The 21,907-nt window shown below is 72.6% G+C and carries 21 protein-coding genes and 1 pseudogene; 14 read left to right on the forward strand and 8 right to left on the reverse strand.

Translation table 11 applies throughout. From position 1 onward, the window contains the following. Window positions 1-24 precede the first annotated feature (24 nt). The 3 genes and pseudogenes from ACIBF8_RS07245 to ACIBF8_RS07255 all read left to right on the forward strand — a co-directional run bounded on the left by ACIBF8_RS07245 (window position 25) and on the right by ACIBF8_RS07255 (window position 5,002). Complete coding sequence (locus ACIBF8_RS07245; protein WP_396781474.1) at window positions 25-729, forward strand: gamma-glutamyl-gamma-aminobutyrate hydrolase family protein; 705 nt, start codon at window positions 25-27, stop codon at window positions 727-729. A 46-nt stretch (window positions 730-775) separates the two neighbouring features. After that, window positions 776-1,150, forward strand: a complete 375-nt coding sequence (locus ACIBF8_RS07250; protein ID WP_396781475.1) for a hypothetical protein — start codon at window positions 776-778, stop codon at window positions 1,148-1,150. Between the two features lie 191 nt (window positions 1,151-1,341). After that, window positions 1,342-5,002, forward strand: a pseudogene (locus tag ACIBF8_RS07255) (SpoIIE family protein phosphatase). 27 nt (window positions 5,003-5,029) lie between these two features. Here the strand turns inward: ACIBF8_RS07255 and ACIBF8_RS07260 are convergent. Beyond that, window positions 5,030-5,344 carry an STAS domain-containing protein gene (locus ACIBF8_RS07260; RefSeq protein WP_396781476.1) on the reverse strand — a complete coding sequence of 105 codons (315 nt, stop codon included), beginning with the start codon at window positions 5,342-5,344 and terminating at the stop codon, window positions 5,030-5,032. A gap of 95 nt (window positions 5,345-5,439) precedes the next feature. Between ACIBF8_RS07260 and map the strand changes: the two genes are divergently transcribed. Together map and ACIBF8_RS07270 are read left to right on the forward strand one after the other, a co-directional pair. Continuing rightward, entirely contained in the window at window positions 5,440-6,297 is an 858-nt protein-coding gene (gene map / locus ACIBF8_RS07265) for a type I methionyl aminopeptidase (RefSeq protein WP_396781477.1), read from the forward strand. 114 nt (window positions 6,298-6,411) lie between these two features. Continuing rightward, on the forward strand, window positions 6,412-7,125 hold the full coding sequence (locus ACIBF8_RS07270; RefSeq protein ID WP_396781478.1) for a VIT1/CCC1 transporter family protein: 714 nt from the start codon (window positions 6,412-6,414) through the stop codon (window positions 7,123-7,125). A gap of 6 nt (window positions 7,126-7,131) precedes the next feature. Here the strand turns inward: ACIBF8_RS07270 and ACIBF8_RS07275 are convergent, their stop codons facing one another. From ACIBF8_RS07275 to ACIBF8_RS07305, 7 genes are all read right to left on the reverse strand, one after another. Further along, a complete protein-coding gene (locus ACIBF8_RS07275; protein ID WP_396781479.1) occupies window positions 7,132-7,869 on the reverse strand; it encodes a nucleotidyltransferase domain-containing protein in 738 nt (245 codons plus the stop codon). Between the two features lie 151 nt (window positions 7,870-8,020). Next, the gene (locus tag ACIBF8_RS07280; RefSeq protein WP_396781480.1) at window positions 8,021-8,521 is read right to left on the reverse strand and encodes a nitroreductase/quinone reductase family protein; all 501 of its coding nucleotides are present in this window, start codon (window positions 8,519-8,521) and stop codon (window positions 8,021-8,023) included. Between the two features lie 75 nt (window positions 8,522-8,596). Beyond that, the gene (locus ACIBF8_RS07285) at window positions 8,597-11,299 is read right to left on the reverse strand and encodes an FtsX-like permease family protein (protein ID WP_396781481.1); all 2,703 of its coding nucleotides are present in this window, start codon (window positions 11,297-11,299) and stop codon (window positions 8,597-8,599) included. Next, the gene (locus tag ACIBF8_RS07290; protein WP_396781482.1) at window positions 11,296-12,030 is read right to left on the reverse strand and encodes an ABC transporter ATP-binding protein; all 735 of its coding nucleotides are present in this window, start codon (window positions 12,028-12,030) and stop codon (window positions 11,296-11,298) included. Before ACIBF8_RS07290 ends, ACIBF8_RS07285 begins: the two co-directional genes overlap by 4 nt. Further along, a complete protein-coding gene (locus ACIBF8_RS07295) occupies window positions 12,027-12,629 on the reverse strand; it encodes a PadR family transcriptional regulator (protein WP_396781483.1) in 603 nt (200 codons plus the stop codon). The genes ACIBF8_RS07290 and ACIBF8_RS07295 overlap by 4 nt, the downstream gene beginning before the upstream one ends. A gap of 52 nt (window positions 12,630-12,681) precedes the next feature. Then, window positions 12,682-13,119: a ferritin-like domain-containing protein gene (locus ACIBF8_RS07300; protein ID WP_396781484.1), complete on the reverse strand. Its 438-nt coding sequence runs from the start codon at window positions 13,117-13,119 to the stop codon at window positions 12,682-12,684. Further along, window positions 13,116-13,643, reverse strand: a complete 528-nt coding sequence (locus tag ACIBF8_RS07305; RefSeq protein ID WP_396781760.1) for a hypothetical protein — start codon at window positions 13,641-13,643, stop codon at window positions 13,116-13,118. The genes ACIBF8_RS07300 and ACIBF8_RS07305 overlap by 4 nt, the downstream gene beginning before the upstream one ends. Window positions 13,644-13,798: 155 nt before the next feature. On the opposite strand from ACIBF8_RS07305, the gene rimP reads away from it, so the two are divergent. The 9 genes from rimP to ACIBF8_RS07350 all read left to right on the forward strand — a co-directional run bounded on the left by rimP (window position 13,799) and on the right by ACIBF8_RS07350 (window position 21,756). Next, window positions 13,799-14,488, forward strand: coding sequence for a ribosome maturation factor RimP (rimP, locus tag ACIBF8_RS07310; RefSeq protein ID WP_396781485.1), 690 nt, complete (start codon window positions 13,799-13,801; stop codon window positions 14,486-14,488). After that, the gene (nusA, locus tag ACIBF8_RS07315; protein ID WP_396781486.1) at window positions 14,485-15,528 is read left to right on the forward strand and encodes a transcription termination factor NusA; all 1,044 of its coding nucleotides are present in this window, start codon (window positions 14,485-14,487) and stop codon (window positions 15,526-15,528) included. The genes rimP and nusA overlap by 4 nt, the downstream gene beginning before the upstream one ends. A gap of 16 nt (window positions 15,529-15,544) precedes the next feature. Beyond that, on the forward strand, window positions 15,545-15,877 hold the full coding sequence (locus tag ACIBF8_RS07320; RefSeq protein ID WP_081884157.1) for a YlxR family protein: 333 nt from the start codon (window positions 15,545-15,547) through the stop codon (window positions 15,875-15,877). Window positions 15,878-15,970: 93 nt separating this feature from the next. Beyond that, on the forward strand, window positions 15,971-18,991 hold the full coding sequence (gene infB / locus ACIBF8_RS07325; RefSeq protein WP_396781487.1) for a translation initiation factor IF-2: 3,021 nt from the start codon (window positions 15,971-15,973) through the stop codon (window positions 18,989-18,991). Between the two features lie 90 nt (window positions 18,992-19,081). Next, window positions 19,082-19,378 (forward strand): DUF503 domain-containing protein, encoded by a 297-nt coding sequence (locus ACIBF8_RS07330; protein ID WP_363616557.1) that lies wholly within the window; start codon window positions 19,082-19,084, stop codon window positions 19,376-19,378. Between the two features lie 127 nt (window positions 19,379-19,505). Continuing rightward, a complete protein-coding gene (gene rbfA / locus ACIBF8_RS07335; protein ID WP_396781488.1) occupies window positions 19,506-19,997 on the forward strand; it encodes a 30S ribosome-binding factor RbfA in 492 nt (163 codons plus the stop codon). Next, window positions 19,994-21,037 carry a bifunctional oligoribonuclease/PAP phosphatase NrnA gene (locus tag ACIBF8_RS07340; RefSeq protein WP_396781489.1) on the forward strand — a complete coding sequence of 348 codons (1,044 nt, stop codon included), beginning with the start codon at window positions 19,994-19,996 and terminating at the stop codon, window positions 21,035-21,037. Before rbfA ends, ACIBF8_RS07340 begins: the two co-directional genes overlap by 4 nt. Before the next feature lie 102 nt (window positions 21,038-21,139). Then, window positions 21,140-21,547: a hypothetical protein gene (locus ACIBF8_RS07345; RefSeq protein WP_396781490.1), complete on the forward strand. Its 408-nt coding sequence runs from the start codon at window positions 21,140-21,142 to the stop codon at window positions 21,545-21,547. Further along, window positions 21,547-21,756: a DUF6186 family protein gene (locus ACIBF8_RS07350; RefSeq protein WP_363616621.1), complete on the forward strand. Its 210-nt coding sequence runs from the start codon at window positions 21,547-21,549 to the stop codon at window positions 21,754-21,756. Before ACIBF8_RS07345 ends, ACIBF8_RS07350 begins: the two co-directional genes overlap by 1 nt. Window positions 21,757-21,907: the final 151 nt, after the last annotated feature.

Genomic DNA, 21,907 nt, shown 5'->3' on the forward strand with positions numbered 1-21,907 from the left:
TTGCGAGCCCCGCAGTCGCGAACAGTGCCAGCTCAGCGAAGGCCGCTGATCGGGGTCAGCGCGTACGTCGAGCCCGCCGACTGGGCGGTCTGGCGGGGTGTTCCGGCGGTACTGGTGCCGCAGGCGTACACCCGGGCGGTGACGGTCGCGGGTGGTCGGGCCGTGGTCCTGCCGCCGGACGACGTCGACGCCGACGTGGTGGCCGTCCTCGACGGGCTGCTGCTGGCCGGCGGTGCGGACGTCGGCCCGGGGTGGTACGGCCAGCTGCCCCACCCGCGCACCGAGGATCGGCCGGACCGGGACGCCGGCGAGCTGACCCTGTTGGCCGCCGCGCTCGCCGCCGAACTGCCGGTGCTCGGCGTGTGCCGGGGGATGCAGTTGCTCGCGGTCGCGTACGGCGGCAGCCTGCACCAGCACCTGCCCGACGTGGTGGGTCACGAGGCGCACCGCCCGGCGCCCGGCGTGTACGGGGCCCACCCGGTGCGGTTCGCGCCGGGAAGCCTGGCCGCGACGGTGTTGGCGGGGGTGGACCAGGTCAACTCGTACCACCATCAGGCGGTCGCCGATCCGGGTCGGCTCACGGTGACCGGTTGGGCGGGGGATGGGGTGGTCGAGGCGGTGGAGGATCCGGCCCTGCGGTTCGTGCTCGGGGTGCAGTGGCATCCGGAGAATGAGCGCGATCCCCGCCCGATCACCGCGCTGGTGCGGGCCGCTGACCAGCGGGTGTGACTGAGGTCGCCCCGCCGGTCGATGGCGTCGATGGGAGGATCGGCGCATGGGCAAGGTGTATCCGGAGATCGACGGTCGCCTGCGTGACTTCATCGCGGCCCAGCCGCTCTTCTTCGTGGCGACCGCGCCGTCCGGTGTCCGGTTGCACGGGCGGGGCAGCAGCGTCGCCGTCACCGAGGAAGCCTTCGCCGATCGGCTCGCCGAGTTTCCCGCGCCACCCGACGTGCACGCCGTCCGCGCGGTCATCACGGTCGAGGTGGAGCGGGTCAGTGACTCCTGCGGCTACGCGGTGCCGCTGATGGACTTCCGGGCCGAACGCGATCTGTTACTCACCTCACACTCCCGCCGCAGCGCCGATGACCTGGTGGTCTACCGGGCCACCAAGAACGCCGCGAGCATCGATGGGCTGCCCGTCTTCTGACTCGTCGGGGCGCTCGGCCATCCCCGTTCGACGCCGCTACCCGTCCGCACTGTCCGGTGCCGGACCGGGCAGGTGTACGTAACCAGCGTCCGCGCGTCGTGATGCGTTACGTTGCTGGTCCGCTGGGGTACAGGTCGAAGCACGGTGGGTGAAGATCAACGGTCGAGGGGTACGGCCGGAGCGGAGGAGGCATGAGCTCGGCCCAGGGGGGCGCGGACATCGGGCATTCCACCGTGTCCGTTCGCGAGACTCCCCCGATGCTGGCGGCCGCCTTCGCGGCCGGTGGCGAGATGGGCGAGCGGCTGGCCCGCTTCGACTGGTCCTCCGGCCCGCTGGGTGAGCCGGGTCAGTGGCCCCCGGCGCTCTCCAGTGCGGTCGGCATGATGCTCGCCTCCAGTGCACCGATCGTCATGTTCTGGGGCGACGAGCAGCTCGCCTTCTACAACGACGCCTACCGGCCGACCATCGGTGCCAAACACCCGGACGTGATCGGCCAGCCGGCCCGCTCGTACTGGGCGGAGACCTGGGCGGTGCTCGGCCCGTTGCTCGACGGCGTCCGGAGCACCGGGCGCTCCTACCGCGGCGAGGATCACCCCTTTCTGCTGGACCGGCACGGCTTCGTCGAGCAGACCTACTTCAACGTCTCCTGCGACCCGATCCGGGGTGACGACGGCTCGGTCAGCGGCGTCTACTGCATCGTCAGCGAGACCACCGGGCGGGTGCTCGGCGAGCGCCGGCTGCGCGCGCTCTCCGAACTGGGCGCCGAGCTGAGCGACATCGGCAGCGCCGTGGAACTCGGCCGGACCGCCGCCGACGTGCTCAGCCGGCACCGGGCGGACGTGCCGTTCGCCCTGATCTATCTGGCCGACGACAGCGGCCAGCTCACCCTCGCCGGTGGCACCGGCACCACCCCGCCCCCCGTCGACGTCACGTCGCAGCTGTTGGCCCGGGTGACCGCCGATGGCAAGCCCGCCACGGTCGAGGTGGCCGGTCTGCTAGACACGTTGCCGGTCGACGCCGCCGACCAGGCCCTCGTGCTGCCGCTCACGGCGACCAACCAGACGGTCGGCGCGCTGGTCGTCGGCGTGGCCCGCCAGCTGCCGCTCAGCGACGACTACCGCGACTTCCTCGGCCTGGTCGCCGCCCAGATATCCCGGGCGGTCGTCTCCCAGCGGGCGTACGAGCAGGAGCGGGCTCGCGCCGCCGAGCTGGCCGCGCTGGACCGGGCGAAGACCAACTTCTTCGCCAACGTCAGCCACGAGTTCCGCACGCCGCTGACCCTGGTGCTCGGCCCGCTGGAGGACATGCTGGCCGACCCGGAGCTGCCAGCCGCCGAGACCGACCGGCTCACCATGATGCACCGCAACGCGCTGCGCCTGCTCAAGCTGGTCAACACCGTGCTGGACTTCTCCCGACTGGAGTCCGGTCGGCTCGCCGCCCGCTACCAGCCCACCGACCTCGCCGGTTACACCGCCCGGCTGGCCAGCACCTTCCGCTCGGCCACCGACCGGGCCGGGCTGCGACTAGTGGTGGACTGTCCGCCGCTGCCGACGCCGGTCTTCATCGACCGGGACATGTGGGAGAAGATCGTCCTCAACCTGGTGTCGAACGCGGTCAAGTTCACCTTCGATGGCGAGATCCGGGTGCGGATCCGGGCCGTGGACGGCGCGGCCCGGCTGGAGGTGACGGACACCGGCGTCGGCATCGTGCCGGACGAACTGCCGCACGTCTTCGAACGGTTCCACCGGGTGGCCGGGGTGCGGGCACGCACTCACGAAGGCACCGGCATCGGCCTCGCGCTGGTCCGGGAGCTGGTCGAGATGCACGGCGGCGAGGTCGGGTTGACCAGCCAGGTCGACGCGGGCAGCACGTTCACGGTGACCATCCCGTTCGGCTCGGCGCACCTACCGGCCGATCGGGTGGCGGCGTTCGACCCGCTGCCCGTAGGGGAGCCCGAGCAGGCCCGGCTCTTCGTGGCGGAGACCGCGCTGTGGGCCGGTGTCGCCCCGACGGCCGAATCCGACCGTCAGCCGACGACGCGCACCCCGGCTGGCCGGATCCTGGTCGTCGACGACAACGTGGACCTGCAGGAGCACGTCACCCGGCTGCTCTCCCCGACCTGGGACGTGGTCACCGCGAACGACGGGCTCGACGCCCTGCCGCTGGCCCGCGAGGGCGGGTTCGATCTGGTGCTCACCGACGTGATGATGCCCCGGCTGGACGGGTTCGGGCTGGTGGGCGCGCTGCGCGCCGATCCGCGTACCCGGCATGTCCCGATCGTGCTGCTCTCCGCCCGCGCCGGCTCCGCGGAAGCCGTCGCCGGTCTCTCCGTCGGCGCCGACGACTACCTCACCAAGCCGTTCTCCGGGCAGGAGCTGATCGCCCGGGTGCGGGCCAACGTGGAGCTGGGCCAGCTGCGCGGGCAGGTCATCCGCCGGCTCCGGGCGCTCGCCGACGCGGCGGTGGCCGTGAACACCGCCCGGTCCACCGCCGAGGTGCTCCAGGTCGCCGCCCGGCACGCGTTGAGCCTCGCCGAGGCGGCCCGGGTGGTGGTCACCGCGGCCGAGACGCGCTCCGAGGCGGACGCCGGCGGCACCACCGCCACCGACCCGTCCTTCGTGGCCGCGCTAACCGGCACCACCGGCGAGCAGCTCGGTGAGCTGCGGGTCTGGCGGGCGTCGGGTGACGAGGCGCAGACCGACGACGCCGCGTTGACCCAGCTGGCCCGGCTGGTCGGCGTACGCCTGGAGAACGCCCAGCTCTACGAGGCCGAACACCGCATCGCCACCACCCTGCAGCACAGCCTGCTGCCCCGGTCGTTGCCGCAGCTGCCCGGCGCGATGGTGGCCAGCCGCTACCTGCCCGGCAGGCGCCGACGTCGAGGTCGGCGGTGACTGGTACGACGCGATCGCGCTCAACGGCGACGAAATGGTGCTGGTCATCGGCGACGTGGTCGGTAAGGGTGTCCAGGCCGCCGCGGCGATGGGGCAACTGCGCAACGCGCTGCGGGCGTACGTGCTGGAGGGTTTTGATCCGGGTGAGTCGTTGACCCGGCTCAACCGGCTGGTCGGCTCCACCGAGGGCCGATCCTTCGTGACCGTGGTGTGCCTGCTGTTCAACCCCCGTACCGGTCGGCTGCGGTACGCGAGCGCCGGTCACCCGCCTCCACTGTTGATCACCGGAGGCGACGTGGCGTTCCTGCACGACCGGGCGCTCGGTCCACCGATCGGCGCCCTCCCCGGCGCGACGTACGAGTCGGTCGAGGGTGAGTTGGCGGCCGGCAGTCGACTGCTGCTCTACACCGACGGGCTGATCGAGGACCGTCAGCTCGGCATCGACGCGGCGATGGCGCAGCTGCGCGTCGACGCGGCCACCCCGAGCGAGCACGTGGTGGACCTGATCGACGCGGTGGTCGGCCGGGTCACCGGTGGGCCGCGCCGCGACGACGTCGCGGTCCTCGCCCTGGAGGCGGCGGAGCTGAACCGCTTCGCGTTGCGGCTGCCGGCCGACCCGACCCGGCTCAGTGTGCTGCGCAGGCGGCTGGAGGACTTCCTGGTCGCGCACTCCGTCGGCGAGACCGACCTGTTCGACCTGACCGTCGCCGTCTCCGAGGCCGCCGCCAACGCCATCGAGCACCCGGTGTACCCGGTCGAGGCCATGATCAGTGTGGAGGTGGCCATCGAGGGTCGGACGGTGACGGCCACGGTCCGCGACAGCGGCCAGTGGCGGGAGTCGATCGGCTCCGGCTTCCGGGGGCGCGGCCTGGCCTTGATCAGGGCGCTGGGCGACCTGTCGGTGCGGCGTACCGATGAGGGCACCGAGGTGACGCTGCGCCGGCAGCTGCGGGACTGACCGCGCGCCCGACGGCGGCCGGGCGCCTCAGGCCGGCTCGAGCCAGCTCTGCTCGCCGAGGCCGGAGATCTCCAGCACCCGACGGACCTGCCGGGACGGACGAACGGTGAGCGTGCCCGGACACTGCTGGGCGAGCCGGACCAGGGCGTGGATGGCGGCCGAGTCGAAGAAGGTGACCGCGCTCAGGTCGAGCGTGATCTTCCTTGCCGGCTCGCGCAACGCGGTCTGGAGCATCGTGTCCGCGGTCGCCATGTCGACCTCGCCGGCCACCACGACGTGGAGGTGGTCACCAACGATCTCCGCGCTGGCGGAGAAGACGGGCGGTGCTCCCCCTTGATCCACGCAGACACCATGGCACAGCCGCCCTGGCAGGGCAACAACCTCCACCGGGTGGCCGTGGCGCGGGTCACCAGCGGTCCCGGCGATAGGCTTGCGCCATGACCGTCCGTCCGCCGCTGACACCAGGCACACTCTCCCCGATGCGACCGGTGCCCGCCCAGATCGCCCGACCGGAGTACGTGGGCAAGAAGCGCCCGCAGGAGTGGCGTGGCTCGCACGTGCAGACGCCGGAGACCATCGAGAAGATGCGGCTCGCCAGCCGGCTCGCCGCCCAGGCGACCCAGCTGGCCGGTGACCACTGCAAGCCCGGCGTGACCACCGACGAGATCGACAAGGTGGTGCACGAGTTTCTCTGCGACCACGGCGCGTACCCGTCGACGCTGGGCTACCGGGGCTTCCCGAAGTCCTGCTGCACCAGTCTCAACGAGGTCATCTGCCACGGCATCCCGGACTCCACGGTCCTGCAGGACGGCGACATCATCAACGTCGACGTGACCGCGTACATCGGTGGGGTGCACGGCGACACCGACGCCACCTTCTGCGTCGGCGAGGTCAGCGAAGAAGCCCGACTGCTGGTCGAGCGGACCCACGAGGCGATGATGCGCGGCATCCGGGCGGTCGCCCCGGGTCGGCAGATCAACGTGGTGGGCCGCGTCATCGAGTCGTACGCCAAGCGGTTCGGCTACGGGGTGGTCCGCGACTTCACCGGCCACGGCATCGGCGAGACCTTCCACAGCGGCCTCTACGTGCCGCACTACGACAGCCCGCGCCCCACGGACATCATGGAGCCGGGCATGACGTTCACCATCGAGCCGATGATCACCCTCGGCACCTACCAGTACGACATGTGGGACGACGGGTGGACCGTGGTGACCAAGGACCGGAAGTGGACGGCGCAGTTCGAGCACACCATCGTGGTGACCGACGACGGCCACGAGATCCTGACCCTTCCGTGAGCGCGAGGAACGCAGCGAAGCGAAGTCCCGCAGTCGCGAACGAAGGGCAGGCATCGTGAGCGCGAGGAACGCAGCGAAGCGAAGTCCCGCAGTCGCGAACGAAGGGCAGGCGCCGTGACCGACACCCCAGCGGCGCTGCGCGAGGCGCACCACGCGGACGTCTCCGGCGGCTGGCTACGCCCGGCCGTCTTCGGCGCGATGGACGGCCTGGTCACCAACATCGCCCTGATCGCCGGTGTCGGCGGCGGCGGGGTGTCACCCCGCAACATCGTGCTCACCGGCACCGCCGGCCTGGTGGCCGGCGCGATCTCGATGGGGCTCGGCGAATACACCAGCGTGCGCTCCGCCAACGAGCAGGTCGCCGCCGAGGTGGCCAAGGAGCGACGGGAGCTGGAACGGCACCCCGAGGCGGAGGCCCGGGAACTGGCCGACGCGTGGGTGGCCCGGGGCCTGCCCCGGGACCTCGCCACCCAGGTCGCCGAGGCGGTGCGGCGCGACCCGGAGGAGGCGCTGCGGGTGCACGTCCGCGAGGAGTTGGGCGTCGACCCCGACGACCAGCCCAGCCCGTGGGCCGCGGCGATCTCGTCGTTCCTGTTCTTCTCGGTCGGCGCGTTGGTCCCGCTGTTGCCCTACCTGCTCGGTGGCACCGCGCTGTGGCTGGCGCTCGCCGTCGGCGGGCTCGGGCTGTTCGCCGCCGGTGCCGTGGTGGCCCGCTTCACCAACCGGCCCTGGTGGACCAGCGGCCTGCGCCAACTGCTGCTGGGCGCCGCGGCGGCCGGCGCCACCTACCTGATCGGCTCGCTGATCGGGGTATCCGGCGGGCTGTGACGCGCCTCAGGCGGTGAGCAGCTCGTCGACCGTGCCGTCGACCGCACGACCACGGGCCGCCAGCTCCTCGGCCTGGCGGGCCAGCACCACACCCACCTCGGTCATGTCCGCGCCCGCCAACCCGGTACGCCGCACCGCGTCCCCCGGGTCACGGAAGTAGGTGCGACTCAGCAGACCGGTCACCGTGGCCGCCGCCAGCCGGGCCTCCCCGAGCATCAGCAGAGCCTGATCGGTCTCGTACCACTCGGCCAGCCGGGCCGCCCGGGAGTGGGCCGCGCTGCCCCTGTACCACGCCTGTCGGGCCGCGGTGCTGAACTCCGCCGGCCGGGCCCGAGCCAACCGGCCGAGATGCTCGTCGCGCAACGTCCGCAACCAGCCCGTCGGATCGTGCAACGCCTGCGTGGTGACATAGCGGTCCGCGGTCAGCGGCCACAGCGGGGAGAGCACCCGGGCCTGGGCCAGGTATTCCTCGGCGGCGGCCACGGTCAGATCCACCAGCACCCCGTCCACCCGCCGCGTCGCTGGTGGCGGCCCGGTCCCGGGCCGGTAGGTGACCACCAGCATGCCCGCCTCGTGGTCCCCACCGCCGTCGTCGTCACCGTGCGCCAGCGGCCCGTGCACCGCGACCGCGAGCACGTCCGCCGGAAAACGCCGCCGGGCCGCCTCGGCGACCCGCTCCGCGACCGTCCACCGTCGATCGCCGAAGCCTCGGTCGACATCGGCCTGTTCGCTGCTCGCGCTCACGGGTTTGCCTCTGTTCGCGACTGCGGGGCTCGCAACCCCGGCTCACTCCTCGCGCTCACGGGTCCGCCTTTGTTCGCGACTGCGGGGCTCGCAACCCCGGCTCACTCCTCGCGCTCACGGGTCCGCCTCGCCTGTGCTACCGAGCGTCAGCCTAGCCAGCCGACGGCGGGTCGGCGGGCACGCCGCGCCCGGTCGGCACCAGCCGGAAGATGCGGATCTCCCGGCCGCCGGCCCGCTGCACGTACGTGCGGTACGCGGGCCACGCGGTGACCAGCAACTGCCACAACCGGTCCCGTTCGGCGCCGGACGCCGGCTCGGCGCGCACCGCGACCCGCCGGCCCTTCACGTCCACCTCCGCGGCGGGATCGGCGAGGAGGTTCATCGCCCAGCCGGGGTGGTGGGTCTGCCCCCAGTTGGAGCCGATCACCACGTACGCGTCGCCGTCCGGCACGTAGAGCAGCGGATTGCTGCGCGGCTTGCCGGACCGGCGTCCGGTGGTGGTGATCACCAGGGAGGGGAGCAGGCCGAGCGCGACCACCCGGCCCCGGGTGAGGCGACCGACCATCCGATCGACCGGAACCAGCAGGCGTGCGCCAGCGCCGAACCAGCGGTGATGACCGGCTCGACGGACGAGATTTCTGAGCACTGACACGCGGCTCAGTCTGCCGGCTGCCCCGCCCCGGCGGCACCCCCTGCGCGGTCCCCTGTCGGTGGCCCGGCGGATCAGTCAGTCCAGCCGTCGTTCGATCGGCAGCCGCGCCCGGGTGAACAGGCCCGCCCCGAGCATCGCCACCACCGGCACCAGCACCAGGACGCCGAGCGCGGGCCACGGCACCAGAAACGGGTACGGATCGGGTACCGGCCAGGCGCTGGCGTACTGCCGGTTCACCGAGATCAGCACGATGGCGTCGGTGCCGAGCCCGGCCACGATGCCGAGCACCGAGCCGAGGCCGGCGATGACCCCGGCCTGGCAGATCGCCAGCAGCCGGCGAACCGCGGGCGCAGCGCCGACGGCCGCGAGGGTGGTCAACTCCGCGCGCCCCTCGGCGGCGGCGAGCGCGGTGGCGATCCCCGCCGCCCCCACCGTGATCAGACCGGCGGCGGCCGCGAGCAGCAGGAGCAGCGGCGACATGTCGCGCGGAGCGCCGCCGTGCTCCACGCTCAGCGAGAGCGTCCCGAACGGGCGCAGGGCGGCGGCGAACCGCTGCTGTTGCTCATCGTCGGGCGGGGTCGTGGTGCCGATCACCCATCCGGTCGAGGACCAGGTGAGACCGAGTTGTCGGGCCGCCGCGGCGGACAGCAGCAGGCGGGACCGGCCGGTCGCCCGGGGCAGCGCGTACCCCGGGAGGTCGCGGGCGATGGTCGGACGGTCCGGGCCGGCCTCCACCTCGCTGACCCGGACGGTCACCAGGCCGTCGTGCAGGTAACGCGGGTCGGTCACCACCACGCCGCCAGCGCGCAGCACCGCCGTGGCGGCGGCGGTCGTCGCCGGATCCACACCGGTGAGGAGGGGTAGTGCGGTCCCGTCGTCCACTCCGGCCTCTATGTAGCCGCCGAAGTAGTCCGCTTCGCGGATCCGGCAGCGTGGATCGGCTCGCGCCTGCTGGCGCTGCGACTCGGATAGTTGTTCCCCGGGCTGCCAGGGGCAGACCTCGTTCGGCGGGAGCACCGGCGCGATGTCGCAGTAGCCGGTGCTCGCCGCCGCGCAGGCCGGCGTCTGCACCGGGGCGACCGCGTCGACCCCGAGTTGCTTGCGGGCCGCGTCGATGACCTGGGCCAGTGTGGGCTGCTGGGCTGTGTCGTTCGGGTTGACCAGCACGTGACCGGTCGGCAGCATCGGCCGGTAGCCGCGGGCGTCGCGGGCGTCGTCGCTGGCGAGGTAACCGCCGAGCGCCACGCTGCTCGCGACGGCGGCCATCACGGCGCAGATGGCCGGTGCCGCGGCGGCCCGGTTGCGGCTGGCGTCGCGTAGCGCGATCCGTGGTGCCAGGGGCAGCACCCGGCCGAGGCGGGCGAGCGCCCCGATCAGGGTGGGTGTGCAGCACACCAGGCCCAACTCGCCGAGGATCAGCCCGGCGAGGATCACCGCCGGCGAGGTTCGGGTGGCCCCGAACGCCGCCAGCCCTGCCCCACCGGTCACCAGCGTGAGCCCGAGGGCCAGCCACCGGCCCGGGGACGCCGCCGGGGTGCGTCGGCCGGCGAGCCCGGCGCTGACGTCCTGCCGGGCGGCGGTCCAGGCCGGTGCCAGCGCGGCGAGCACCCCGGCCAGCACCGCGACGCCACCGAGCAGCACCAGCGCCGCCGGCCAGCAGCGGTAGCCGCCGAAGCGGGCGCCGAAGACGTACTGCTCCACCAGCGGGCGACCGGCGAACGCCATGACGACACCGACGAGCAGGCCGGCGGCGGCGCCCAGCACCCCCAGCACCACACCGTCGGCCAGCACGACCCGGCGAAGCTGGGCGGCGTCCCCGCCCGCCACCGCGACCAGCGCCAGATCCCGCCGTCGGCGGCGGAGGCCGACGGCGAAGGCCGGCCCGACCAGCAGGACGACCTCCAGCAGTCCGAGGCCGGCGATCAGCACGACGGTGCTCAGGTCGTTGGCGTCCCTTCCTCCGATCGACCCGAGCCAGGTCCGCTGCGTTCCGGTCCCTGAGCCGATCGGGTGTCGCGCGGTGACCACCACTCCCCGGTCGTTGAGCCGGGACACCAGCGCGGCGTCCACGGTCCCGGGTAGGTCCGCCAGCCAGACGCTGTCCGGCCCCGGGCCGGTCGGTGGCGCGGCCCCCGGATGCAGCGCCACGACCGGCCCGAGATCGTCGGGGAACTCGACCACCCCCACCACGGTGTACGCCCTGCTCCCGTCGGCGGCGGCCACGGCATGGCCGAGGCGCAGGCCCAGGCGGCGCAGCGCCACCGGACTGACCGCGACCTCGCCGGGCTGCTGCGGTGCCCGACCGGCCCGGAACCGCACCAGCCCCCGGGCCAACGGGTCGGTAAGGTCCAGCACCCGCCCGTTCACGTTCTCGTCGCGGTCCGGGCCGCGCAGCGTCAGCGGAACGTTCGGGCGCACTTCGGTGACCCGGCTACCCGGCCCCAGCAGCGCCGTCATCTGGGGTGCGGTGGCCTTCGCGGAGGGCTCGCCGTCGCGGGTGTACCAGCCCTCACCCCACTCGTCCTGTTCCACCGGACTGTTGGAGATCCACTGCAACTCGGCGTCGGCCACGCCGAGCCGGCGGTCGACGCGTTCGGACGGAGTCAGCTCGGCCATGTCGTAGCTCGCGGCCAGGAACGCCAGCACCGCCACCGGCAGGGCGATCATCGCGAGCACCAGGACGGTCCGCCGAGGGGAGCGGCGGGACTCCCGCCGGGCGATCCGTAGCGCCGCCCGCCAGGAGCCGGTCAGCTCGGCGAACCGACGCCGGACGCTCACCGGTCGCTGCCGGACAGCAACTGCTCGACGCTGCCCAGCGGTGCCGTCGTGTCGACGAGTACGCCGTCGCGGAGGAACACCACCCGGTCGGCCCAGCCCGCATGTCGCGCCTCATGGGTGACCAGCACCCCGGCGGCTCCCGCGTCGATCCGGCGGCGCAGCAGGTGCAGGACCGCCTCACCGGTCTGCGAGTCCAGTGCCCCGGTGGGCTCGTCGGCGAGCACCAGCCGGCGTTCGCCCACCAGCGCGCGAGCGATGGCCACCCGCTGCTGCTGCCCGCCGGAGAGCTGGTCGGGGAAGCGGTCACTCAGCGCGGGCAGACCCACCTCGGTGAGCGCGGCCTTGGCCAGCGCGCGGGCCCGTCGTCCGCTGGTTCCGTCCAGCTCCAGCGGGAGTGCCACGTTCTCCAGCGCGCTCAGACTGCCCAGCAGGTTGAGCTGCTGGAAGATGTAGCCGATCCGTCGGCGGCGCAGCTGGGCCAGCCCGCGACGGTCCAACGCCGCCAGCGATTGCCCCTCGACCCGGACCTCCCCGCCGGACGGACGGTCCAACCCGCCGGCGAGAGCCAGCAACGTCGATTTGCCGGAGCCGGACGGACCCATCACGGCGACCAGCTCGCCGGGTCGGACGACCAGGCTGACGCCGCGCAGCGCGTGCACCGCCGCCGGCCCGACGCCGTGGGTGCGGTGGACGGCGCGTAGCTCCAGCACCGCGTCGCCCGACCCGCTCACCGTCGCGCCTCCTCGCCGGCCCATCGTGCCGCGTCCCGCGCGTCGGGTTCAGCGGGTCGGGGAGCGGGAGGTGCCGGGCCATTGGGCTGGTGTCGCACCAGACTGGTCTCGCAGTGGTCCAGCCAGCGCACCTCCGCCTCGGCCTGGAACACCATCGAGTCCAGCACGAGGCGCCAGGGCAGGTCCTCCGGCCGTTCGCTGCCGTACTTCAACCGGGTCAGCTCCTGCAGGGCCCGCATCGTCGCGCTGCGCTGAGCCTGCACCACGGACCGGACGTCGACCCCGGGGGTGGTCAGCGCCAGCGCCAGCTTGATCGCCAGCTCGTCGCGGGGGCGGTCGGTACGGCTGATCGGGGTGGCGAACCACAGCGCCAGGTCCGCCCGGCCGGCGTCGGTGATCTCGTACGGGCGCTGCCCGGCCTCGCTCTCCGGCAGCGGGCGCACCAGACCGTCACGTTCCAACCGGGCCAGGGTGGTGTAGACCTGCCCGATGTTCAGCGGCCAGGTCGAGCCGGTCGACTCCTCGAACGCGGCGCGCAGCTGGTAGCCGTACATCTGGCCGCGTTCGAGCAGGGCGAGCAACCCGTGACGGATGGACATGGCAACGGAGTATGCATACCTGGTATGCGTACCGCAACCGGAGTGGACCGGTTCAGGTTGGTCGACCGGGAAACGGGACAGTCAGCGGGGTCTGCCCGGCCGTCTTTCGCCATCGGGTGGCCCGCACGGCGTACTCCACCAGGGCGGCCAGCGCCTGGTCCCGGTCGGCGCCGGTGGTGGAGGCCAGGGCGGCCCGCCAGTGCGCCGCCGTACGCTCCTCCACCTCGGCGGCGAGCCGCAGGGCGCTCGCCCGGTCGGTGACCGGGAAGGGCAGCGCGTACCCGGCGCGATCCGGCGGCACGACACCGCCGGCGGTGGTGATTTGCACCACCAGCGCGTCGCGCCGGCGTCGATGCGCGGCTTCCGCCTGGTGCGCCGCGTCCCGCGCCGCTCCGCTGAGCCGGACACCGATCCGTCCGTAGGCGTAGATGGCCGCGTACTCGGCGGACAGGGCGGAGGCGAGCGCCTCTCCGACGGACGGCTGCCTCACTTCAGTGCCTCCTGGTGAGTGGCTCGGGCGGCGACGATCGACCCGAGCAGTGCCGCCCGTTCCGCCGGCGCGGCGGCGCAGGCGGCGGTGGCGGACTGCTGAGCGCTCTTCTCCAGGGCGCGCAGGGCGGCGAGAGCGCCGGCCGGGTCGGCCGCCGGGGCGGTGCTCGCGGCGGCGGGGGCCGCCGACGGCAGGGTCACGCCGATCACCCGGGCCAGCTCGGTGGCGTGTGCGGTGTGCGCCTCGGCGATCGGGTTGAGCCGGTCGGCGAGGTCGGGATACGCGGTCGCGCTCGTCCGGTACGCGGCGGCCAGCCCGAGTGACTCGTCCACCATCGGCCGCAGCGGGTCGGGCGGGGGAGCTGGTTGATCGTCGCGGTCGAAAAGATCACAGCCGGTCAACGGCGTCACGGCGCCGCCGAGCACCAGCAGCGCCCCGGCGCTCAGGAGCTTTCGCCGGGAATGTCCGGATGCTTGGTCGCGCTGTGTCGTTCTGCCGATCCCCACCGGCCAAGTCAACACCATCCGCGCCGCTACGGGGGTCACCGGCGTCGGTGCGCCGCCCGGTCCGCCGCCGGGCAGGCGCGTTACGCTCTGCGCAGCCACCGGCGTGTCCACTCCGGTGGCGTGCCGGCATGGCGGGACGACCGGTCCCCGTCGACCAGGGAGAGGGTGCGGAGATGACGCAGCGTGGCCGTGCCACCAGGCCGACGGGTCGACCCCGCGATGGCGCGGGTCCTCGCGGCGGTGACCTCGCCGCGCGGCGTGCCCGACTGCGGGCCGTGATCGAGCCGGTCGTCAACGGCGCCGGCTACGACCTGGAGGACCTGTCGGTTTCCCGGGCCGGGCGCCGGCACGTGGTGCGGGTGATGGTGGACGCCGACGGCGGGATCGACCTGGACGCCGTCGCGGACGTCTCCCGCGCGGTCTCGGCCGCGCTGGACGCCGCGGAGGAGACCGGTGGCGACATCGTCGCCGGCGAGTACCAGCTGGAGGTCAGCTCGCCCGGCGTCGACCGGCCGCTCACCCTGCCCCGCCACTGGCGGCGCAACGTGGGTCGACTGGTCAAGGTCACCGTCCGGGGCGCGGCCACGCTGCCCGGACAGCGTGGCGAGCAGTCCGCCGGTGACCGTCAGCTGACCGGCCGGGTGGTCGCGGCCGACGACGAGGGCGTGCACCTGGAGACCGACGACGGCCGTGCCGCCTGGGCGTACGACCAGCTGGGCCCCGGTCGGGTGCAGGTCGAGTTCACCCGGCTCGCCGAGCTGGGTGAGCCGGACGACGAGTTCGACGACGCGGACGATTCCGACGAGATCGACGATTCAGACGACATCGACGACGAAGATGATGTGGAGGACGAGGAGAGGTGAACATCGACCTCGCGGCGCTGCGCGCACTCGAGCGCGAGCGGGAGATCCCGTTCGACACGATTCTCGCGGCGATCGAGACCGCGTTGCTGACCGCCTACCGGCACACCGACGGTGCCGAACCGCACGCCCGGGTGGAGATCGACCGCAAGTCGGGCGCCGCCCTGGTGTACGCGCAGGAGATGGACTCCGACGGCAGTCTGGTGCGGGAGTGGGACGACACCCCGCACGACTTCGGTCGGATCGCCGCCATGACCGCCAAGCAGGTGATCCTCCAGCGGTTGCGGGAGGCCACCGACGAGGTGCACTTCGGCGAGTACGTGGGCCGCGAGGGTGACCTGGTCACCGGCGTGGTGCAGGCGCACGAGACGCGTACCGAGAAGGGCATCGTCAGCGTCGACCTGGGCAAGCTGGAGGGCGTGCTGCCGCAGTCCGAGCAGGTGCCCGGTGAGCGGTACGCCCACGGCGAGCGGGTCCGTTGCGTCGTGGTGCACGTGGCCAAGGGCATGCGCGGACCGCAGATCACCCTGTCCCGGTCGCACCCGGCTCTGGTCAAGAAGCTGTTCGCGCTGGAGGTGCCGGAGATCGCCGACGGCACGGTGGAGATCGGCGCGATCGCCCGCGAGGCGGGCCATCGCACGAAGATCGCCGTCCGCTCCACCACCCCCGGAGTGAACGCCAAGGGCGCCTGCATCGGCCCGATGGGCCAGCGGGTGCGCGCCGTGATGAGTGAGCTGCACGGTGAGAAGATCGACATCATCGACTGGTCGGACGACCCGGCCACCTTCGTCGGCAACGCGTTGTCGCCGGCCAAGGCGCTGCGGGTCGAGGTGGTCGACCTGGCCGGTCGAGCCGCCCGGGTGACCGTGCCGGACTTCCAGCTCTCGCTCGCGATTGGTCGGGAGGGGCAGAATGCCCGCCTTGCGGCGCGATTGACCGGTTGGCGGATCGACATCCGGTCCGACGCGGAGCAGACCGCACCGGCAGCGCGTGGGGTAACTGATCACGTGCGGGAGCCGGGCGGCGCGATCTCGGGCAGCTAGGGGTAGACTTCCTCCAGTGGTACGACGCGCGCAGCCGGAGCGCACCTGTGTGGGTTGCCGGCAACGTGCGCCGGCCAGCGAATTGCTGCGGATCGTCGCGGTCAGGGACGAGGCTGGTCACAGCCTCCGGCCTGATCCGCTCCGCAGGCTGCCGGGTCGGGGAGCGAACATGCACCCGGATCCGGCCTGCTTCGCGCTGGCGGTGCGGCGCCGCGCCTTTGGGCGTGCGCTGCGCAGCACCGAGGTCCTTGACCACGGTGTGCTGGCGGAGCACGTCGATGCGCCAACCACTACGTCCGGTCAGCCCGACCGGGCGAGGGTCGCTAGCAGGGTAGGACGACCGACATGAGCACACGATGAAGTCCCTGAAATGACCAGGCTTCAAGTGCACGAGTGAGGTCGCTGCGGGTGCTGCCCGCACGACCTCGGAGTGAGGAGTGCAGTGGCAGGCAAGGCCCGCGTACACGAGCTTGCAAAAGAGCTCGGGGTCGAGAGTAAGACCGTTCTCGCCAAGCTGAAGGAAATGGGCGAGTTCGTGAAGTCCGCGTCCAGCACCGTCGAGGCGCCCGTCGCCCGGCGGCTGCGGAACGCATTCGTCGCGTCCGCCGGGGCTCCGGCTCCGGCCGCCCCGTCGGCGCCCGCGTCGACGCCGGCTTCCACCCCGACCCCGACGCCGACCCCGACCCCGGGCGCGCCCCGGGTTTCGGCCAAGCCGATGCCGCCTCGGCGGCCGGCCGCGCCGGCACCCGGTCCGAAGCCCAAGGGTCCGGTGCCCGGTGCGCCGCAGTCCGCGGCCCCGGTCGCCAAGCCGGCGAGTGCCCACGACATCGAGGTGGCGGCCGCGGAGGCGCGTGCCGCCGCGCTGAAGGCTGAGCAGGAGGCCGCGGTCAAGGCCGCGCAGGCCGCCCGCCAGCAGCAGCGGGACAACCCCGTCCGTCGGGAGCCTCCGGCAGACGGCGGTAACCGCCCCGGTCCTCGGCCGGGTCCCGCGGCGATGCCGCCCCGTCCCGGTTCGCCGGCAGCTCGTCCGAGCACGCCGGCTCCCGGTCCCGGTGCGCGCCCGGGCGGTCGTCCGCCGGTGCGCGGTGCCGGTAACAACCCGTTCGGCATCCAGGGTGGCCAGCAGCAGCAGCGGCCGCCGGCCGCCGGTGCGGGTGGTCCCCGGCCCAACAGCCCGGCGGGCATGCCGCCGCGGCCGAGCCCGAACTCCATGCCGCCGCGGCCCAGCCCGGCGTCCATGCCGAGTCAGCGTCCGGCCGCCGGTCGTCCCGGCCCCGGTGGCGCTGGTCGTCCCGGTGGCGGCGCAGGCCGTCCCGGCGGCGGTGGTGGCGGCTTCCGTGGCGGTCCCGGCGGTGGCGCCGGTGGCGGTGGCGGTTACCGCGGCGGCCCTGGTGGCGGCGCGGGTGCCGGCGGCGGCGGTGGCTACCGTGGCGGTCCCGGCGGCGGTGGCGGTGCTCCCGGTGGCGGTTTCCGTCCGGGTGCTCCGGCCGGCGGTGGAGGTCGTCCGGGTGCCGGCGGTCGTGGCCGTGGCGGCGGTGCCGCGGGTGCCTTCGGGCGTCCGGGTGGCCGGCCGACGCGCGGTCGCAAGTCCAAGAAGCAGCGCAGACAGGAGTTCGACAACCTGTCGGCTCCGACCATGAGCTCGGGTGCTCCCCGGGGTCAGGGTCAGGTCGTCCGGCTTTCCCGTGGCGCCTCGCTGTCGGACTTCGCCGACAAGATCAACGCCAACCCGGGTTCGTTGGTCCAGGAGATGTTCAACCTGGGCGAGATGGTCACCGCGACCCAGTCCTGCTCTGACGACACCCTGCAGCTGCTGGGTGAGCACCTGGGCTTCGACATCCAGATCGTCAGCCCGGAGGACGAGGACCGCGAGCTGCTCGCGCAGTTCAACATCGACCTCGACGCGGAGGTGGCCGAGGAGCGTCTGGTCAGCCGTGCGCCGGTGGTGACCGTCATGGGTCACGTCGACCACGGTAAGACCAAGCTGCTCGACGCGATCCGTAAGGCGAACGTCGTGGCCGGTGAGGCGGGTGGCATCACCCAGCACATCGGTGCGTACCAGGTGCACGTTCCACACGATGGTGTGGACCGTGCGGTGACCTTCATCGACACCCCTGGTCACGAGGCGTTCACCGCCATGCGTGCCCGTGGTGCCCAGGTGACGGACATCGTGATCCTGGTCGTCGCGGCCGACGACGGCGTGATGCCGCAGACCATCGAGGCGTTGAACCACGCCAAGGCGGCCGACGTGCCGATCGTGGTCGCGGTCAACAAGGTCGACAAGCCGGAGGCCAACCCGGACAAGGTCCGCCAGCAGCTGACCGAGTACGGCCTGGTCGCCGAGGAGTACGGCGGCGAGACCATGTTCGTCAACGTGGCAGCCAAGCCCGGCATCGGCATCGAGGAGCTGCTCGAGGCCGTCCTGCTGACCGCCGACGCGTCGTTGGAGCTGACCGCTCCGATCGACGGGCCGGCGCAGGGTGTGGCCATCGAGGCGCACCTGGACAAGGGCCGCGGTGCGGTGGCGACGGTGCTGGTGCAGAAGGGCACCCTGCGGGCGGGCGACTCGATCGTCGCCGGTGGGGCGCACGGCCGGGTTCGGGCCATGCTCGACGAGAACGGCAACCAGCTCTCCGAGGCTGGGCCGGCGCGTCCGGTCATGGTTCTGGGTCTGACCGCGCCGCCCGGTGCGGGTGACACGTTCCTCGCCGCGGCGGACGACCGTACGGTGCGGCAGATCGCCGAGCAGCGACAGGCACGGCGGCGGGCGGCGGCATTCGCCAACTCCCGTGGTCGGGCCACCCTCGAGACGCTCATGGAGCAGCTCAAGGAGGGCGAGAAGACCTCGCTCAACCTCATCCTCAAGGGTGATGTCTCCGGTTCGGTGGAGGCTCTGGAGGACGCGCTGTTCAACCTCGACATCCCCGAGGAGGTCCAGCTCAAGGTCCTCGACCGGGGCGTCGGCGCGATCACCGAGAGCAACGTCATGCTCGCGAGCGCGTCGTCCGAGCCGGTCACGATCATCGGCTTCAACGTGCGGGCCTCCAACAAGGTCCGTGAGATGGCCGACCGCGAGGGCGTGGAGATCCGGTACTACACCGTCATCTACCAGGCCATCGAGGAGATCGAGGCAGCGCTCAAGGGCCTGCTCAAGCCGGAGTACGAGGAGGCCGAGCTGGGCACCGCGGAGATCCGCGATGTCTTCCGCTCGTCCAAGATCGGCAACATCTCCGGTTGCATCGTCCGGTCGGGCATCATCCGACGCAACGCGAAGGCTCGCCTGCTTCGGGACGGGACGGTCGTGGCGGACAACCTCACGATCACCTCGCTCAAGCGGTTCAAGGACGACGCCACCGAGGTCCGCGAGGGCTTCGAGTGCGGTTTGACTCTGGGTGGTTACAACAACGTCCAGGTCGGCGACGTCATCGAGACCTTCGAGATGCGGGAGAAGGTTCGCGCCTGATCCGGCAGTGACACGCTGATCAAGGGGTTTACGCCGAACGGCGTAAACCCCTTGATCATGCGGGGCGGGTTGGCGGTATCGTCCGGGGCGATGTTCACCGGAACCGCGGTCTTCGACCTGCTGCTGCCGGGCGACTCCCGGTCGCTCAAAGCCAAGAGATCATATGTACGGCCGATCGTGGCGGCGCTGCGCCGCTTCGAGGTGTCGGCCGCCGAGGTGGGTGCGCTCGACCTGCATGGTCGAGCGCAGCTGGCGGTGGCCGTGGTGGCCGCCGAGACGGCGCACGTCCGCGAGGTGCTCGACTCCTGTGAGCGCCTGGTGGCGAGCCGCCCCGAGGTCGAGTTGCTGTCGGTCCGGCGCCGGCTCTACGGGGTGGACGACGACTGACCACGGTGCCGGCTGTGCCGGGCGACCGGTGCGGCCGCGAAGGTAGTGTTCGAGATGTTGGCCGGTCGGCCGGCGGCCCCTCCGGTCGCCGGGTCGACCGGGAGCAGGACGCCGTGGAGGTGGCGAGATGTCTGATCCGGCCAAGGTACGCCGGCACGCGGAACGGGTGCGTGAGCTGGTCGCGTCGGTGGTGCGGAGCCAGATCAAGGACCCGCGGCTCGGGATGATCACCATCACCGATGCCCGGATTACCGCTGACCTGCGCGACGCGACGGTCTTCTACACCGTGCTCGGTGACTCGGTGGCCCAGGCGGACACCGCCGCGGCGCTGGAGAGCGCGAAGGGGCTGTTGCGCAGCACGGTCGGCAAGGCGCTCGGGTTGCGCCACTCGCCCACCCTCACGTTCGTCCTGGACGACGTGCAGGACCAGGTCAAGCACATCGACGACCTGCTCGCCGCCGCCCGCAACGCCGACGCCGAGGTGCAGCGGCTCGCCGCCCAGGCCAAGTACGCGGGCGAGGCCCAGCCGTACCGGGTGGACGACGAGGTGGACGAGGCCGACGAGGCCAACGAGGCCAGCGACGTCAAGGAGACCCCGCGGGGTGGGGAAACGCGGTGACCAACACCGCCAGCGTCCCGCTCGCCGGGGCAGTCGGCCCCGCCGAGGCGGACTGGGCCGCGGCCGAGGCGTTGGTGCGGGCGCTCCCGCCGACCGCCCGGGTGCTGCTGATCTGCCACGTCAACCCAGACGGTGATGCGCTGGGCAGCATGCTCGGCTTCGGCCTGGGCCTGCGGCAGCTCGGCGTAGGCGACCTGCAGGCGACCTTTCCGGGGCCGCCGGAGGTGCCGGAGCCGTTCCGTGGGCTGCCCGGTCTGGACCTGCTGGTCCCGGCGGACGCTGCGGACCCGGCGCCCGATGTGGTGATCTGCTTTGACGCGGCGAGCGAGTCGCGCCTCGGCGAGTTGTCCGGGCGGTTGACGTCGGCGGGTGCCGCGCTGGTGCTCGACCACCACGCCTCCAATCCCGGTTTCGGCACGGTCAACCTGGTCGACCCGGGTGCGGCGGCCACGTCGGTCGTGGCCGAACAGTTGCTGGCCCGGCTCGGGGTCGTGGTGGATCCGGCCATTGCCGAGTGCCTCTACGTGGCGCTGACCACGGATACCGGCTCGTTCCGGTTCGAGGCGACCACCCCGGCGGTGCACCAGCTGGCCGCCCGGTTGCTGGCAACCGGCATCTCGCCCGGTGACATCTCCCGGCGGGTCTTCGACACCCGCCCCTTCGGGGCGGTCCGTCTCTTCGGTGAGGTGCTCGGCCGGGCCCGGCTGGAGCCGGCCGCCGCCGGCGGTCGGGGGTTGGTCTGGACCTTCGCCACGCTTGACGACCTGGCCCGGCACGACCAGCGGCCGTACGTGCTGGAGGCCCTGATCGACTCGGTCCGCTGCACCGCCGAGGCGGACGTGAGCTGCGTGGTGAAGCAGACCAGGCCCGCCGAGTGGGCGGTGTCGATGCGCAGCAAGGGCGCGGTGGACGTCAGTCGGGTCGCGGTCGCGCTGGGCGGTGGTGGGCACACCTTCGCGGCCGGGTTCACCGGTCGCGGCACCGTCGAGCAGGTGGTCGAGGCGATCCGTGGTCAGCTCGATGCGGCGCTGATCGGCTGACGCTGGGTTTCGCCGCCGTCGATCGGTCGGTACGGAAGATCAGGGTCAGCTCCGGGGAGTGTTGGTCTTCCCGCGCTCCGTGAGACCGGGAAGAATTGCGGGATGGAGCAGCCGCACGACCTCACCGTTGAGGCCTCCCGCGCCTGGGACCGGCCCGCCGTCTCCGTTCCTGTTCTCGTCTGCCTGTCGCTGGTCGGCGGCCGGTTCGCGTCCTTCTCCACCGAGGCGAATCTGTTCACCCTCGGCACGGGTGGGGTGCTGATCTGGCTCGGTCTGAGCAACCGGGTGCCCCGCCGACCGGCACCCCGCCGGCTGGGCGCGGGGGCGGCCTGGTGGGCGGTGCCGGTGGTGGTCTTCGGGGTCTTCGAGGGCGCGACCTTCGTGCTGGCTGCCGGCGATGACTTTCCCACCTTCTCCCGGCTGGCGGACCCGCTCCTGGAGGATCATCTGACCCGCTCGGCGGTCTGGTTCGCCTGGCTGGCCGCCTTCTGGGGCCTGGTGCGGCGATGATGCGGGCGCTGGCGATCGGCGGGTTCGTCACCGCGCTGGCCCTCTTCGCGGTGGTGGAGTGGATGGCCCGGCGGGAGGGGTCCCGGATCCCCACCCTGGGCGAGGTCTGCGCGTACGTGATGCGCTACGAGGTGGGCTCGGTGCCGGTGGGCCGGATCGGTCTGTTCGGGTTCTGGTGGTGGCTGGGCTGGCACTTCCTGGCCCGCTGAGCCGGGTTGCCGACCGTCCAAATGGCGGGAACGGTGAGCAGCATGTGGACCTGAACGATAGCTTGGGAGAGGGCCGGCGCCGCCTAGCGGTGCAGGTCATGGGCGGTGGTGCCACACCCTGCACCGCCTCCCTCCAGGGTCGGACCGACCC

The sequence above is a fragment of the Micromonospora sp. NPDC050276 genome, assembly GCF_044459545.1.
In the GTDB taxonomy this organism is placed as follows: domain Bacteria; phylum Actinomycetota; class Actinomycetes; order Mycobacteriales; family Micromonosporaceae; genus Micromonospora.